Origin of the sequence: Kitasatospora sp. NPDC050543, assembly GCF_044457565.1 — a bacterium.
Lineage (GTDB): Bacteria > Actinomycetota > Actinomycetes > Streptomycetales > Streptomycetaceae > Kitasatospora.
In genome coordinates, this window is the sequence record NZ_JBITGZ010000040.1 from 1 (window position 1) to 15,295 (window position 15,295).

Sequence of the window (15,295 nt, forward strand, 5' to 3'; positions counted from 1 at the left end):
GGGGCTGATCATCGGCGTCGTCGTCCTGGCCGCCTCCGCCCACGACAACGCCGCCGGCACCGCCCTGCTCGACCAGGTCGCCGAGCGGTGCGGGACGCGTCTGGAGAAGGCCCTGGTGGACCAGGGCTTCAAGGACGAGGTCGTCATCCACGGCGCCTTGCTGGACATCGACGTCGAGGTCGTCCGCCGCAACCCGGCCGACAAGGGCAAGGGCTTCGTCCCGCAGCCGAAACGGTGGGTGGTGGAGCAGACGAACGGCACCTTGATGCTGCATCGGCGCCTGGCTCGCGAGTACGACCACCGGCCCGACAACTCCGCCTCACGCGTCTACTGGGCCTCCACCGCGAACATGACCCACCGCCTCACCACACCAGCGCCGACCTGGCGCGACACCCTCGAACTGGCCGCGTGAACGTCGCCGAACTCCTGGCAGACCTCCAGAGCCGGCAGGACGAGGCCGCCGCCCGGGCCGCAGAACTACGCGCCCGGATCGAAGAGCTCGCCGCCGACCTGACCGAGACCGAAGCGCGGCCCACGGACCTGGCCACCACCCGAAAGATCACCGCGGAGGTCACGTCGGCAGGAACCGAATCCGAACCACCCGAGACGAACACCACCTACCAGGCCATCGTGAACGCCTTCAACCAGCACCCCGACCAGGCATTCCGGGCACGCGAGCTGCACGAACTCCTCGGCATGCCCACCGACGAGGCGTCCGCCAACATCACCCGCAGCCGCCTCGGACACCTCACTCGCCAAGGCTTCCTCACCCAACCCGGACGAGGCCGCTACCAGAAACGGACTTAACGTCCACTCAGAGCCGCGCTGAACATGGTCGCCGCGAGTGGTGGCATCGCGCTGGAGATCGGATCCGACGCCGTCGTCCTGAACGAGCACTCCTCGATTCGGACTGCCTGGCGGCCGCTGGACTCGCAGGTCCGGCTCAGCAGAGGGATCGTCACCGGGGCGCTCTGACACGGTGTGCCCGACATCCGGGAGCTTCCCGTTGTGCCCTGGCACAATCAAACAGGGGGCGCCGGGAACACCACCGGGGCGCACAGGCAAGGGGTGGGCATGGACATTGCACGGATCATTGCTCAGCGGCATGCGGAGCCGGAGATCTTCCGGTGCCGCGAGTGTCCCAGCCACCCCGTCCTCCCGGTGCCGTGCGCTATCGACACCGGCAAGTGCCGACGCTGCCAGCAGCGCATCCTCTTCCCGCCCCATCCATCGGATCACCTCTGCGCGGTTTGTCGCAGTGAATGCGTGCACTGCAAGGCTCCGATGTTCACCGACGTCGTACCGAAGGACGGCATGTGTCGCGCGTGCCGCGGCCTGTGCGACACATGCGGAACCGATCTTGAGGCCATGCCCCTGATCGACCCTGCCTGGCCCGAGGCCGGCCGACAGGTCCGCAGCGCCGCCCAGAAGCGCTGCAAGGGTTGCACCACTGCCTACCTGAACCTCAACCCGTACGTGAAGGTCGCCTCAGCACTGCCCCTCGCGTTGATCCGCGAATGCGGAGACACGACGCCCGCCCTGGTCGCGGAGACCATCCGAGCGGAACTCGACTACCACAGTCCCGACGAGCTCATCGCGCGCATCGAACGACGCTGGTGGACCACGTGGTCAAACCGCCGACTCTCCCGCGAGGACACCGACGACCTCCAGGGATACGGGCCTGACGACGTCGCCTACTGGCTGATCGCTCCCCCACAGTGCGCCAACCGCGACTGCGAGGACGGCTGGCTCTCGAACGACTCCGGCCCCTGCCCGGAATGTAAGCAGCCCAACTCGTCGATGAACCCGGTCACCATCGACTGGCAGCCCGCCAACACCAGCGATCCCGAACGCGCGGCGGCGATTGCCGCCGACATCCGGCACGAACTGCGCTGGCGCTACGGCGTCCCCCGCTCACAACGCGGACGGCACGTACCTCGCAAACGAGAGTTCGAGCCCTACACCCCAGCCCCGTTCACACTGCGCGAGCCGCCCGGCGTGTGGCCTCCCCGCGAACCCGACGGCACTGACAGCCCCGTCCTGGAGCATCGGGAGGAAGGGGACCACCCGTCCCTCGAGGCGGCGATCCGTCGTGCTCGCGCCGACAAAGCAGCACGGAAGAACCGCCGGTAAGGTGCGGTCACTCTGGAGCTTCGGCGACTTCGCTGGATCCTGATCCGGCCGAGATGCGGGGACAGCCGCAGGACAGGCATCGCTCGCGCCCACTGTGGTCCGCAGCTGCCCCACTGCGACCAGCCGACCACGATCGTCGTCCGCTGGCCACCCCCGAAGCCGCCAGCCCGACCATCCCGCCAGCCGAGCACCGACGTCGTCCCCCTGCGGCGGGTCTGAGCGGCTCGGGCTCTATCCCTCGAACTGATCTTCCAGCACAGGGATACAGGGCGACAGCAGCTGCTCCGAGGCTGTTGTCAGGTTGAGTGAGTCTTCGGGTGGTTGGTTTGGTTCGGGACCTGTTCGGTTGTGGTGGTGACGGTCACTCAGGTCGCTGTGGGTAGGCCGGCGGCCCCGGTGATCTGGTCCCAGACCACGAAGCGGACGGTCATCTCGAGGCGGTACTGGGGTGCTGTCATCAGATGGCGTCGGGGTCGGAAGTGGGGCGAGATGCCGCTGAACGCGGACAAGAAGCGTTGGGCGGCGCCCATGGAGCGGAAGCCCTTCATGGCGCGTTCGCGCTGTCGGGTCGGCTGGTGGGAGTTCTCGGCCCGGTTGTTCAGACCTTTGTGCGAGCGGTGCTCCACCGAGGGCATCACCGTGCGGCGGGCGGCCCCATAGGAACGGAGCTTGTCGGTGACGATCACCCTCGGGACCCGGCACTCCTTCTTCATCAGCTTGCGGAGGAAACGCCTGGCCGCGGGTTCGTCGCGCCGGTTCTGCAGCAGGATGTCGAGCACGTTTCCGTTCTGGTCGACGGCCCGCCACAGGTACTTCCGCTTGCCGTTGATCTTGACGAAGACCTCGTCGAGGTGCCACTTGTCACCCGGCTTCGGGCGGCGCCGGCGCAACGCCGCGGCATAGGCGGGACCGAACCGGCGCGTCCACTGGTGCACCGTCTCGTGGCTGTCCTCGACGCCCCGCTGGAGCATCAGCTCCTCGACATCGCGCAGGCTCAGGCTGAACCGGTGGTACAGCCACACACAATGGCTGATGATCTCCGGCGGGAAGCGGAAACCCCGGTACGACGGCGTGTCCACGAGCAGCCCCTCCGGCGATCCGATCACGTCAGATGATCATGCCATCGAAGGAGACCCACTCAACCTGACAACGCCTCATGCTGAGAAGGCGCCTCACCCGCGACTACGAGACCCTCCCGGCCAGCTCCGAGGCCACGATCCACATCGCCTCGATCGACAACCTCGCCAAGCGCATAACGGACGAGAGCACACCAACCTGGCGAGGCACCTACTAGGAGATAAAGGGCAAACTACTCTCATCAAATGCCCTCTGAGAATCTCCGAACGGGCGCAGGAACCTCAGTGCCAGGCGGTGCAGGGGCCGCCAAAGATGCAGGCACGCGCCACGCCCGAGCCATCGACCATGTCGCTGTAACCGGTGGCGCCCCTCGCGTGCCACAACGCGACAGCGCTTGCGTTCTCCACCCAGAACGCCTGCCCGCCCGAGGCGTCGTAGATCCGGGCCCAGTTCGCCTTGCACGAAGGGCTGTAGCGAAGTTCGATCGTGCCCTTCGCCGAACGCCCCGATTCCACCGTGTAGGCGTCCGTGTTGCAGCCCATGTCCATCGGGTCCTTATCGGTGCAGGAGGACCCGTAGCAGCCGGCCGTGACCCGGGGCGTGGCGGCGGATGCGGTCGGAGCGGCGAGCCCGGCCAGCGCCGTCGCGGCCGCCGCGAGACCGACCAGGACCTTGGCTGTGCGATTCGTACGCTTCATTCGAATTTCCTTCCCTGAAGAGAGAGGTGATTGACGTTGCCCGGCAGGCTCGGCACTGCCCGCCGCATGCGCACCGGACTTGACGACGCTGCCGGCCGCAAGCGGAACCTCAGTGCGCGTTGGTGTAGAGGTAGCGGCCGGTGTCCCAGTTGTAGACGGCGAGTTTGATGGTCTTGCCCGCGTCCGAGCGCCCGTAGTCGGTGGCTCCCCACCAGCCGTTGCCCTCGTTGATCGTGGCGGGCGTGCCGGACCAGTCCCACCCGCTGCCGTTCCACGTCAGGGTCCACAGGTTCTGGCCCTGGTGGGTGGTGTTGAGGAACGCGTCGACGTACTCGTGCCCGTCGCTTCCCCAGTACACGTTCATCTGCGCGTACACCCCGGTGGCGCCGACGGCGTCGCACCAGTGGTAGTTGGCGGTCGCGCAGTCGACCGGGGAGTTGAGCTGCTGCGGCGCGGCGGAGGCCGGCGCGGCGAAGACGACGGTGGCGCCGATGAGCGCCGTGCTCGACGCGAGCGCGGCCAGCGCGGTACGGATCCTGACGAGTGCCATTGCTGTCTCCTGTCGGTGTGGAGAACGGAGGGGACTGCGCGGCGGTCCGAGAGCCGTGGGGTCCTGGATGCGGTTGCGCTTCACGGGTGCGGCGAACGCGGCCCGTACAGGCGGTGGTGTCCCCGGGGCGTGGTCGTGCCGGCGCCAGGGTCGGCCGTTGCTGTGCTTTGGCCCCGGCACGGTTCGAGTCTTCACAGCCGACCGGTTGTTGCGCAGCCCTCCCCGCCGCTCGAAACAAAATGCCGCTCCGCAGGCCGGAAGGACCGCTGGAACGAGACAGGCTGGTGAGAAGCCGTTGCAGCGGCTTTCCCCGGCCCGTAGGTTGACGCGGTCAGGTGGTGTCGCCGAGTGGGGGAGGACACGGGATGGGCCGCCAAGAGGGCCCGCTGGATCCGGCCGCCGGGCCGGTCCAGCGCTTCGCGTTGGAGCTGCGCAAGCTGCGCCGGGATGCGGGGGACGTCACCTACCGGGTCATGGCCGGCCGTACCCGGTATTCGGTCGCGACGTTGTCGCGGGCGGCCGGGGGGCAGCAGCTCCCGTCGTTGCCGGTGGCGTTGGCCTACGTGGAGGCCTGTGGCGGGGACGCCGAGGAGTGGGAGCGGCGTTGGCACGCCGCAGTGCGGGAGGCAGCCGCCGGGGACGGTGATGATGCCGGTGCGCCGTACCGGGGCCTGGCCCGCTTCGAACCCGGTGACCGGGAGCGGTTCTTCGGCAGGGACCGGCTCGTCGCCGACCTGCTGGCCCTGGTGGACTCCCGTCGTCTGGTCACTGTCGTGGGCGCCTCGGGCAGCGGCAAGTCCTCCTTGCTCCGCGCCGGACTGATTCCGGCGCTCCGGGACCGGGGCACGGCGGGCCCGGGCCCGGCCGCCATCCGGATCTTCACTCCGGGCCCGCGGCCCGCCTCCGACCACGCCGCGCTGATGGCGCCCGGGAACGGCACGGGCGACACGGTGCTGGTGGTGGACCAGTTCGAGGAGGCGTTCACGCTGTGCACCGAGCCGGCGGAACGGGCCGCCTTCATCCGCCTGCTGGTAGCGGCGTGCGAGCCGGGCAGCCGATTACGGGTAGTCCTGGCGGTACGGGCGGACTTCTTCGGCCGCTGCGCGGAGCACCACCGCCTGGCCGTTGCCCTGCGAAAGGCCACGCTGCTGGTCGGGCCGATGGGCCCGGCCGAGCTGCGGGAGGCCATCGTCAAGCCTGCCGCCGGTGCGGGCCTGATCGTCGAGCGTGCCCTCACCTCAAGGATCATCGAGGAGGTCGACGGCGAGCCGGGCGGGCTCCCGCTGCTGTCGCACGCCCTGCTGGAGACCTGGCGCCGCCGCAAGGGCAGGGCACTGACAGAGGCCGCCTACGAGGCCGCCGGCGGTGTGCACGGCGCCATCGCCCGCACCGCGGAGCGGGCCTACGGCCGCCTGACACCGGAGCAGGCCGCCGTTGCCCGGCGCATCCTGCTGCGGCTGGTCACCCCGGGCAAGGGCGTGCAGGACACGGGCCGTCCCGCCGACCGCACCGAGCTGGAGTCCCTGGGCACCGGTGACGCCGACACCGATACCGCGGCGGTGCTGGAAGGCCTGGCCCGGGCCCGGCTGATCACCCTGGACGGCGACACCGTCCACCTGGCCCACGAGGCACTGATCAGTTGCTGGCCGCGGCTGAATGCGTGGGTCGAAGACGCCCGCGACAGGCTGCGCCAGCACCGGCGCCTCACCGAAGCGGCCAAGGTGTGGGAGGAATTGGGCCATGACCCCGGAGCGCTCTACCGGGGCACTCGTCTGGCAGCCGCCGAAGCGGCCTTCGCGACCGCCGGGCACCGCGATGACCTCACCCCGCTGGAACTGGCCTTCCTCACCGTCGGTCTCGCCGCCCGCGACCAGGAGCACCGAAGCGCGGAGCGTTCCGCCCGGCGGCTGCGGACCCTGGTGACCACGCTGACCGCCCTGGTCGTGCTGGTACTGCTGGCCGGGGAGATCGCGTGGCAGCAGAACCTGACCGGCGAACGCGGCCGTACGGAGGCCGCCGCCCGCCGGGCCGCCGCGGTGGCGGACGGCATGCGCTCCTCCGACCCGGTCACGGCAATGCGGCTGAGTCTCGCCTCATGGAAGACCGCCGATCTACCCGAGTCACGGTCCGCACTGCTCGGTGCCGCCGTTCAGCCGGACCAGGACGTCTTCACCGACCCGCCGTCCGACAAGGCCGTCCCGGAGACGCACTTCCTCAGCGGCGACGGCCGCACCTTGGTCGGCGTAGGCCGGGACGAGGTGGTGAAGTGGGACGTCGACACGCACCGGCGAGTGGCAACACTCCCCGGCCTGGGGGCCGAGGCCGGGGAGGCGGAGGACATGAGTGCCGACGCCCGGACACTCGCCGTGTTCAAGCACGATCACGTGAACGTGTGGGACCTGACCGCAGAGAGTACGGGCGGGTCCCCGGTGACACGCCACCCGTTCGACCCCGGTCTGACTGGAACCGCAGCCCGGCTCGGTCCGAGTGGGCGGACGCTGCTCCTCTTCGCCACCGCGGGCACGGACGACGTGATCCAGGTCCGGGAGAGCCGCAGCGGCCAGCTGCTGTTCGAATGGCGTGCCAGGGCTGGCGCGCGCAGGCCGGTCAGCCGCGACGAGATGCGCCGTGTACCGGAAGTCAGGCAGCGGCGGCTGTGGGGAGAGTGGCGCCTGGAGAGCTTCCCGTATCCCGAAGCGTCGGTCAGCCCGGACGACCGCCTGATGGCGCTGTGCGTTCCGGGCGGGCCGGTCCAGGTGTGGAACGTGCCCGAACAGCGCGAAGTCCCGCTCTCCGGGGCTCCCGACGTCACTGCGCAGCAGTGCCTCAACCAGGCCGTCGGGTTCTCACCGGACAGCCGCCGGCTGGCAGTCGTCGACAGCGGGGGAGTCCGGCTCTGGGACATCGCCTCAGGAACGGAACTCCCACGGATCGAACACGCCGACATCAGGGAGACGGCGTTCAGCACGGACGGAACGCTCATGGTGACCTCGGACGGCAAGGAGGTGCTGCTGTGGCGCCTTGACACACCATCGGTCCCGCTCCTGCGGTATCCACTCGCCAACACCGACGCCAGCCAGTTCAAGCTGGATCCGGACGCACACCGGATCCGCTACCTGGAGGGCTTGACCGGAGCAGTGGTCCGCACCATCGACCTCACGAACGCCCTCGCCCCGGCCTGGACGAGCCGACCGATCGCAGCCGCCAGATTCAGCCCGGACGGCAGCACGCTCGCCACCCTGCTTTCGTCCGCAGCTGACCACACGCACCGCATCCAGCTGCGGGATCTCCGCGAAGGTGGACACGTCATCGACCTGCCCGGCATGTCGTGCCCGCCGCGCCCCGACGACCAGGGGGTCACCCTCTCCTGCACCGTCCTCATGACGTTCCGTCCCGACGGGAGAGCCTTCGCCTACGGCATCGTCAACCCCATGCAGCCGAATACACCACCCAGCGTGTCCATCTGGGACATCTCCACCGGTCGCACGACCGCAACCCTGCACCTCGTGGCTCCCGAAGGGTACCTTGCGGCCGACGTCAACGCGATCGCCTTCACACCGGACGGAAGATCGCTCCTGGTCTCACGGATGCCGCAGCAGGAGGCAGTTGAGGTCTGGGATCTGTCCCAGCGCGCCAGGACGCGGGTGATCTCCGGCGCCGGCGGGGAACAACTCGCCGTCCGGCCGGACGGACAGCTCATCGTCACCTCACACAACCAACTCGCCGACCTGCCATCCGGCCGAGTGAACCCCCGTACGCTCACCCAGAACACGACCCACACCGTGGCGTTCAGCCCGGACGGCAAGTACCTGGCCACCGGCGATGAAGCCGGCCGCGTCACCCTCTGGGACGGCAATGCCGAGAGAAACCTGGGTGTACTGCCCGGCACCTTCAGACCCAACGTCACGGGGGCGTTCGACCCCATCTCCGCACTGGCCTTCTCCCACGACGGCCGCACCCTGGCCGCTGCGGGCACCGACGGCACGCTGCGGATGTGGGACCTCGCATCCCACCAGCCACTCGGCCCCGCCCTCCCCACGCCGGGAGGTGCCACCCTCTCCTTGGCGTTCGGCCCCCACGACCGCACTCTGCGCATGGCGACCGAGCACGTACCGGCGCACGAGATCACGGTCGCCCCGGACCAGGGAGCCGCCGACATCTGCGAACGAGCCGGAGGCGGACTGCCGCAAGCCGACTGGGACACGTACCTTCCCGAGGTGCCCTACCGGAAGGTCTGCTGACCCCGACGGCTTCACCGTCGACGAGCGATGGACGGACACCGCATGACCAGGCCGGGAGGCGTCGCGTCGGCCTGGTTCGCATCAGCGGTGGTCGGGATGGCCAGCCCTGCGGATACGGTTTCCGTTTGGATGGCCTCCCTACATCCGCGTGTCTGCACCGTTGGGGTTCGCGGTTCGCGGGCGCAGGGGGACGACATCGGCGTCAGGGAGGTGAAGGCTGCGCCGGAGGAGTTCGTTCTCCAGGGTGAGCTGGTTGAGGCCTCGGATGAGGCCGGTGGTGTCGGTGCGGAGCTGGGCGATCTCGCGGTTCCGGTTGGCCAGGGTCTGCTTGAGCTGCGTGATCTGGGCGCGCAGGCGCAGTTCGGTGTCGGGGGTGGCTCCGCGGTCGCGAACGCGGGAGTAGAACTCGTTGCGCAGGTCGGGTGGCGCTGGGTGAGCGCGTTGCGGGGTACCTGGGCCTCGGCGGCCAGGGCCACGACGGTCAGGGCGCCGTTGGTGCGCAGGGGCGCGCCGTCGAGGATGCGGCGTCCCGAGCCCCGCCTGACGGTCGACGCCCCTCCGTCGGCGACACCGCAACGAGGCCCTCGCGCTTGGCCCACCGGTACAGGCCGGTGATGGCCGCCGACTCCCGGTTCCACTTCGAGCCGCCTACCTGTATCGGGTTCTGCGGTGCCCAGCGGCGCCAGTACTCGAAGTCGTCCAGATCGGCGGCGGCGGCCTGCTGCCAGCCCTCGCCCCGACCCCACAGAAACTCCAGCCACAGCCTCAGGTCCGTGGCGTAGTTGCGGCGCGTCTCGACCGGGTGTGAGCGGAACGCGAGTGAGCTCGAATACCGGCTCAGGCCGGGGTCGACTCGGTAGTCTGGCGACAGAAGAACAGCGTCGCCGACCATCGTGCCGGACGCCAGTTCCTGGTCCGCCAGGTGTTCAACCCACGGTCGGAGACTGCTGCTCATCTTGCCGGGCGACCAGTCCTCCTGGACCCAGAGGACCCGCCATGTCGTCACGGATCTGTCCCTCCGAAGCGTGTTCAACACGCACATTCAATAGGGAACTGATGACCCTGCGCAGGTACACGTGAGCCTCAGCCCCTCCGCCGCCTACAACCGGGCGTTCACCCCGGTCCCCGCGCTCGACGGCAAGACGGACGCCGCCACCGTCGTCGGCCAGGCATGGCTCGGCGCGCTGACCGCGACCCCGGCCACCCGCACCCGGCTCGCCCGCGCCCGTTCCTACCCCCGGGCCGCACGGATCACCGAGCTGTCCCTCAGCCTCGCGATGCACGACCCCCACCACGCAGCCCGGAGCGCCACCATCCGCTGCGTCCTGGCCGACGACGACGAAGCACCACCGTGGGACCGACACCGGTGGGGCGAGACCCACGTCACGGTGAGCATCCCGTGCCTGCGGCTGTCGCAGTGGCAGGAACTGACCCACATCGCCCGGGCACTGCCGCTGCGGTGGGCGCAGCTGACCGGCGCCAAGATCACCGAGCGGCTGCTCGCGGAGGCCGAGCGGCATGCCGTCGCTCTCCTGCCCGCCCCGCAAGACCTGCGCACGGGGTGCAGCTGCACAGGCCGCAGCGGGTTGTGCAAGCACGCGGCCACCGCGCTCTTCCAGACCGCCCGTCTCCTGGACACCGACCCGCTTTCGCTGCTGCTCCTGCGCGGCCGGGCGGCCAGCGACTTCCTGGCCGGCGTCGCCGATCCCGACCACCCCAGCCTCACCCGGGCCTTTCGGCCCGGATCCTCTGCCGAGCTGCCCCAGGTGAGCGCCATCGTGCTGATCGCCATCGACATCTTCGTCATCTGGGCCCTCTGTGCCGGAACGACCAGAACATCGTGGCGGGATTGATTCGCTGCCGCCGGCCCGCTGTGCGGGACCGGCGGCGCTGCGTTGACCGAGAGATCGCCTCGGTCAAGAGGCCCGGCCCGTCGGGGGGAAGGGGGATCTCTCGACCGAGCCGAGATTCCGGGCGCCTGACGGCGCGGGTCTTCGATGCGTGACGTCGGGCGCACCTGTACAGCCTCGGTCCGGTCGGGGCCGATCGGCAGAGGAGAAGGCCATGGCGAAGGACTTCAGGGGGGAGGTCGCCCTCGACATCCACGACTCGGAGCCGGACTGGACGCCCTTCTTCGCGTCGTAGGCACCCGAGGGGGCGCCGAACGTGCTGGTGATCGCCTGGGACGACGTGGGTTACGGGACGATGGAGTGCTTCGGCGGGCCGGTGAGAACGCCGACAATGTCGCGGATCGCGGACATGGGCGTGCGCTACTCGAAATTCCACACCACTGCGTTGTGCTCCCCGACCAGGGCCTCGCTGCTGACCGGCCGCAACGCGACGTCCAACGGCATAGCCACGATCGCCGAGTTCAGCGCCGGCTTCCGCGGGATCTCCACCCGCAGCCCGATGAGGAGTGAGAGCACGACGATCACTTGCTCCTGATGGTCGACGATCCACCGACGCAGCAGCTCCAGTCTCACTGTGGCGGCGTTCGGCGCGAGGACAGAAGGCGAACAGGACGAACCAGGTGGCGGCGTCGGAGAGATTCGCCTGGGCCACCGCGGCCGCAGCGGCGGTCACCAGCCCCCAGGGCTGGAGCGGTACCGCGACTCGAGCCGTTGCCACAGGCATCCGTCGTGAATGCCACGGCTCCTGGTTTCCTCCTGACGTGCTGTCACATGGCGCAGCTGCCTCGGGGCGGACTCACTGCGACGGCGCGGTGGTGACACGACGGTCATCCAACGGGTCCGAGGTCATCGCCCGCCGGGCCGTCCGGTCGGTCCGGGCCGGCGTTCTGCTGCTGCCCCCCGGACTTCACACGCCGGTCGAGGCCCCTGCGCACGGCCTCCAACATGACGTGTGCGATGACGCCGACCAAGAACACGTCCGCGAGCATCTGCAGCACCGCCGTGGCTCCTGGCCGCTCCCGTCTTGGGGGCGATGTCACCGAAGCCCACGGTGGAGAAGACCGTGACCGTGAAGTACACGGCATCCGAGCGGGACAGGGGCTCGGTGAAGGATCCCGGTCGGCTCCTCTCCAGGAGAAAGTAGCTCGTCGCGAAGAGCAGGAGGAGCAGAGGAGGACGGTCGCGAGTGCCGCGACGGCCCGCAGCCTCGGATAGGGGGAACGGCTGACCGACCGCGTCTGCCAGACGAGGAGGGCGGACACCGCGAGCAGGCCGAGGACGAGTGCGACCACAGTGGTGGCGCTGTAGGGCTTGTCCACCGGGATCAGGTAGTAAGCCGTCACCAGACCTGTGGCCGTCAGCAGCGGTCGCAGTAGTGCGCGCACCAGGAGTCTGCACCGCTTCCGCCGGGGAAGGTCCTCGAATTCCAGCCGCACCATCCGCTGCCCATCAACTCAGGACCGAAACGACAACCGGTGACTCGCCATACAGGTCACGATGCAGGATGCGCGCAGATTCGGCGCCCCGAGACCTCCTTGCGGGGTACGGATCCCCCGGTCCGCCCCATCCAGCCCTGCCGACCGGAATCCCCGTCCGTAACGGCTGGTGAGCTGCTGGCGCGAGGAATGCGGCTTCGCTCCCCGAACTTCTCAGGCGATCGCCGCACGCTCGGCAAGGCGACGGAATGCCGCTCCCCCGGTCTCCAGGTGCCCGATCGGCCGGTGGCACGCATCCTGGCACTGCTGGCGAAGACCGCACGCCCCCGACCGCAGCAGGTACCTGCTGCCCACGGGCTTCGTGATGCGGCTTCGGACCCCATCACCGCGATTCTCCGGATGCGGTGAAGACAGACAGGACGGACAAAGTGGCGAAGCCCGACGCAGTGTTCATCTACATCGGCACCTACCCCAGCGAGGCTGTGGCGCGAGCCGACTACGACATCGTCAAGGACCTCCACGCGGTCGGTGCCGTCGGCACCTACGACGCCTCCGTGGTCACCAAGGACGACAACGGCAAGGTGCACGTCAACAAGGACGAGACGGCCACTCGGCACGGGGCGTGGGGCGGCGCAGCCGCCGGCGCTCTCGTCGGCCTGCTGTTCCCGCCGGCGATCATCGGCACCGCCGTCGTCGGCGCGGCCGTGGGCGGGGTGAGCGGTCACCTTTGGCGCGGCATGTCACGTGCGGACGTCAAGGAGTTCGGGGAACTCATCGACGCCGGCCAGGCCGCTCTGGTCATCGTCGGCGAGAGCACACTCGCGCAGGCCGTGGAAAAGGCCGAGCTGAAGGCCGAGAAGCAGGTCGCCAAGGAACTCGACGTCAGCTCGAAGGACATCGACAAGGCGGTCCGGGAAGCCGCGACCGAAGTCGGCTGATCTGCCGGTTCCCGATTACCAGGAACGCGCAGACCCGCGAATAGCCCGGTGCTGGGCTCGAGGGTTTCCGTGGACGTCCTGGCACCGGCTTCGGGCCGCTTCGGCGGCCTGCTCCCGGCTGTGATTGAGCTGTTGGAGCCGGAAAGGCAGAGGTGGCCGATGGCATCGCGGTGTGCTGCGCACCTGCTCTGCGGGTCGCCCCGGTTCGCTGCCGGCTGCTTCCGGGCAGCGGCCGGGCGGCGCTGTATCCGCCCTGTCTGCCCCCGTTCGGGTGGTTCGGGGTTGGGCGGGCACGGGGGGTGGGACAGGCCGGTAATGACGAGATCCACTGCGGGCCGGCGGCGCCGCCGGCCGCCCACGCATGCCGCCGCGTCTGTTACTTCAGCTCCTTCAACCGCTCCGGCGGCACGGTCCGACCCGTGTCCGGCTGTGTTCTGCTGCCGGACCTGGAGCAGTGAGCACCTGCTGCCGGACGGGGCGGTGGTGGCCACCACGTGGCACGAGCCGGCATGCCCGGCCGCGGGGGCGCGCCCATGACCGGCAGTGTTTCCGTGGGGCCCGACGACGCGGGCGGCTGGGTGACGGCACCGGCGGGCCGTCTGCCCGGCGATATTGCCGCGCGGATTCGTGCGGCCCGGGAGGCGGAGGTCGAGGAGCGCCACCTCGCGGCGATCCTCGCCGAGGCCTTCCCTCCGTTCGGCACCGACGGCAGGGGCCCTACCCCGGGCTGGACCGACGCGTGACCACCACCGCCAACCGGAGCAGGTATGCGGGCAGTTTGCGGCATGTTCACGGCGACGCGTCGCATGGGGTGGTAGTCGTCCAACACGCCATCCGAGGGCGAGCTTGATGGATCCGAAGGATCGGTCTGCGCGGCCGGATGTTCCCGACCCCGGCCATCGCGTCGAGGACGAGATGGACCGGATCGTCGGGCGCCTGCGGGACCTGGCCCATGCCCAGCGCCGTTTCCAGGACCTGCTGGACGCCGTGATGGCGGCCGGCCGGGAGCTGGACCTCCCGGTCGTGCTCCGACGCCTGATCACCACGGCGATGGGCCTGGTCGACGCCCGCTACGGCGCGCTCGGCGTGCTCAGCGAGGACGGCGAACACCTGGAGGACTTCATCCCCGTCGGGCTGAGCGACCGGGAGACATCGGACCTCGCAGGGGTCGCGCTTCCCCACGGCCGCGGACTCCTGGGGCACCTCATCGACCATCCCGAACCGCTGCGCGTCGCGGACATCGGCGCCCACCCACAGTCGGTGGGCTTCCCGCCCGGCCACCCGCCGATGCAGACGCTGCTCGGAGTGGCGATCACCTCCCGCGGACGCGTCTACGGCAACCTCTACCTCACCGAACGGCGCGACGGCCGGCCCTTCGACCGCCACGACCAGGACATCGTCGTAGCGCTCGCCGGAGCGGCCGGCCTCGCGATCGAGAACGCCCGCCTCTACCGACAGGTCCGCGCCAACGCCGAATACTTCCAACGCCTCCTGCTCCCGCAACTGCCGGCCCTCGACCCGTTCGAGACCGCCGCCGTGTACCGGCCCAGCGCCGCCCCGGACCACGTCGGCGGCGACTGGTACGACGCCCTGATGCTCCCCGACGGCGCCTGCGCCCTGGTCATCGGCGACGTCGTCGGCCACGACCTCAAGGCCGCCGCCACCATGGCCCAGACCCGCAACATGCTGCGCGCCCTGCTCTACGACCGCCGCACCCCGCCCAGCGCGATCCTGACACAGCTCGACCGAACCCTGAACGCGATCACCGGGCCGAGGCACGTACTCGTCGTCGAACTCGTACGGCTTCGGCGCTTCCCCCCGCAGCTGCCCGGACACGGCTCCCGCAGCGGATCGCCAACGCAAGGCAGGCACAGGCGACCACTGGTCGTGCTCGGAGTGGATCAGCGGGCACCAGAGCACCTGGAGCACATCGGTGCCGGCCGGGAACACCAGGGCTGGAACATCCTTGGCGAAGAGTTGAACCACAGGCACCATGGCCACGGGGTCCGGCCCGACCACCGCGCGTCCGCGTGCAGGGTTGTAGTGGTCCGGCGCGGCGCATGTCGGCCACCGCTCGTCAGCCGGCCACAGTCAGCGGTCCACCAAGGGAGCTCTCCCACCGGCCGGGGGCACCTGCACGCGGGTACAGCAGAGTGGTGGATCGAGCATGCGGCACCAGGTCCGGGAAGTGGTCCGCAATATCGAGGGGCGGCGGCGGAACGGTGAAACTCATGAGGCCTCCAAATCGCCGCATGGTAGCGCGGGCCACAGACACCACCTGGCGGGGGATCAGCCCGGGACGACTCGTGGGC

Annotated in this window: 15 protein-coding genes and 2 pseudogenes; 11 read left to right on the top strand and 6 right to left on the bottom strand. The window is 69.7% G+C overall.

All coding sequences use genetic code 11. The features are described from left to right. The 4 genes from ACIBH3_RS31515 to ACIBH3_RS31530 form a co-directional block, all read left to right on the top strand. A partial coding sequence (locus ACIBH3_RS31515; protein ID WP_396315525.1) for a transposase occupies window positions 1–412 on the top strand: 412 nt, incomplete at its 5' end. Continuing rightward, on the top strand, window positions 409–807 hold the full coding sequence (locus tag ACIBH3_RS31520; protein ID WP_396315526.1) for a hypothetical protein: 399 nt from the start codon (window positions 409–411) through the stop codon (window positions 805–807). The genes ACIBH3_RS31515 and ACIBH3_RS31520, both read left to right, overlap by 4 nt. Before the next feature lie 24 nt (window positions 808–831). Further along, window positions 832–975: a hypothetical protein gene (locus tag ACIBH3_RS31525; RefSeq protein ID WP_396315527.1), complete on the top strand. Its 144-nt coding sequence runs from the start codon at window positions 832–834 to the stop codon at window positions 973–975. A 99-nt stretch (window positions 976–1,074) separates the two neighbouring features. Then, a complete protein-coding gene (locus ACIBH3_RS31530; RefSeq protein ID WP_396315528.1) occupies window positions 1,075–2,133 on the top strand; it encodes a hypothetical protein in 1,059 nt (352 codons plus the stop codon). Window positions 2,134–2,498: 365 nt separating this feature from the next. Here ACIBH3_RS31530 and ACIBH3_RS31535 read toward each other — a convergent pair whose 3' ends face one another. Then, window positions 2,499–3,212: an IS6 family transposase gene (locus tag ACIBH3_RS31535; protein WP_396315571.1), complete on the bottom strand. Its 714-nt coding sequence runs from the start codon at window positions 3,210–3,212 to the stop codon at window positions 2,499–2,501. Between the two features lie 74 nt (window positions 3,213–3,286). Between ACIBH3_RS31535 and ACIBH3_RS31540 the strand changes: the two are divergent. Beyond that, window positions 3,287–3,427: pseudogene (locus ACIBH3_RS31540) on the top strand (IS5/IS1182 family transposase); the annotation flags it as partial. A 64-nt stretch (window positions 3,428–3,491) separates the two neighbouring features. On the opposite strand, the gene ACIBH3_RS31545 reads toward ACIBH3_RS31540, so the two are convergent. Beyond that, window positions 3,492–3,908 carry a DUF2690 domain-containing protein gene (locus ACIBH3_RS31545; protein ID WP_396315529.1) on the bottom strand — a complete coding sequence of 139 codons (417 nt, stop codon included), beginning with the start codon at window positions 3,906–3,908 and terminating at the stop codon, window positions 3,492–3,494. Between the two features lie 109 nt (window positions 3,909–4,017). Beyond that, window positions 4,018–4,458: a hypothetical protein gene (locus ACIBH3_RS31550; RefSeq protein WP_396315530.1), complete on the bottom strand. Its 441-nt coding sequence runs from the start codon at window positions 4,456–4,458 to the stop codon at window positions 4,018–4,020. A 365-nt stretch (window positions 4,459–4,823) separates the two neighbouring features. Here ACIBH3_RS31550 and ACIBH3_RS31555 point away from each other — a divergent pair, with 365 nt between their 5' ends. After that, window positions 4,824–8,699 carry a helix-turn-helix domain-containing protein gene (locus ACIBH3_RS31555; protein ID WP_396315531.1) on the top strand — a complete coding sequence of 1,292 codons (3,876 nt, stop codon included), beginning with the start codon at window positions 4,824–4,826 and terminating at the stop codon, window positions 8,697–8,699. Window positions 8,700–9,180: 481 nt separating this feature from the next. On the opposite strand, the gene ACIBH3_RS31560 is transcribed toward ACIBH3_RS31555, so the two are convergent. Beyond that, on the bottom strand, window positions 9,181–9,735 hold the full coding sequence (locus tag ACIBH3_RS31560; protein WP_396315532.1) for a site-specific integrase: 555 nt from the start codon (window positions 9,733–9,735) through the stop codon (window positions 9,181–9,183). 40 nt (window positions 9,736–9,775) lie between these two features. Here ACIBH3_RS31560 and ACIBH3_RS31565 point away from each other — a divergent pair, with 40 nt between their 5' ends. Both ACIBH3_RS31565 and ACIBH3_RS31570 read left to right on the top strand, forming a co-directional pair. Continuing rightward, window positions 9,776–10,552, top strand: a complete 777-nt coding sequence (locus ACIBH3_RS31565) for a hypothetical protein (protein WP_396315533.1) — start codon at window positions 9,776–9,778, stop codon at window positions 10,550–10,552. Window positions 10,553–10,865: 313 nt separating this feature from the next. Further along, on the top strand, window positions 10,866–11,144 hold the full coding sequence (locus ACIBH3_RS31570; protein WP_396315534.1) for a sulfatase-like hydrolase/transferase: 279 nt from the start codon (window positions 10,866–10,868) through the stop codon (window positions 11,142–11,144). 292 nt (window positions 11,145–11,436) lie between these two features. On the opposite strand, the gene ACIBH3_RS31575 is transcribed toward ACIBH3_RS31570, so the two are convergent. Beyond that, window positions 11,437–11,607 (bottom strand): hypothetical protein, encoded by a 171-nt coding sequence (locus tag ACIBH3_RS31575; protein ID WP_396315575.1) that lies wholly within the window; start codon window positions 11,605–11,607, stop codon window positions 11,437–11,439. Window positions 11,608–11,677: 70 nt separating this feature from the next. After that, window positions 11,678–12,007 (bottom strand): annotated as a pseudogene (locus tag ACIBH3_RS31580) (hypothetical protein); the annotation flags it as partial. 466 nt (window positions 12,008–12,473) lie between these two features. Between ACIBH3_RS31580 and ACIBH3_RS31585 the strand changes: the two are divergent. The 3 genes from ACIBH3_RS31585 (at window position 12,474) to ACIBH3_RS31595 (ending at window position 15,209) form a co-directional block, all read left to right on the top strand. Continuing rightward, window positions 12,474–12,983, top strand: a complete 510-nt coding sequence (locus tag ACIBH3_RS31585) for a DUF1269 domain-containing protein (protein WP_396315535.1) — start codon at window positions 12,474–12,476, stop codon at window positions 12,981–12,983. 533 nt (window positions 12,984–13,516) lie between these two features. Continuing rightward, window positions 13,517–13,726 (top strand): hypothetical protein, encoded by a 210-nt coding sequence (locus tag ACIBH3_RS31590; RefSeq protein ID WP_396315536.1) that lies wholly within the window; start codon window positions 13,517–13,519, stop codon window positions 13,724–13,726. Between the two features lie 106 nt (window positions 13,727–13,832). Beyond that, complete coding sequence (locus ACIBH3_RS31595; protein WP_396315537.1) at window positions 13,833–15,209, top strand: PP2C family protein-serine/threonine phosphatase; 1,377 nt, start codon at window positions 13,833–13,835, stop codon at window positions 15,207–15,209. The last annotated feature ends 86 nt before the right edge of the window (window positions 15,210–15,295 follow it).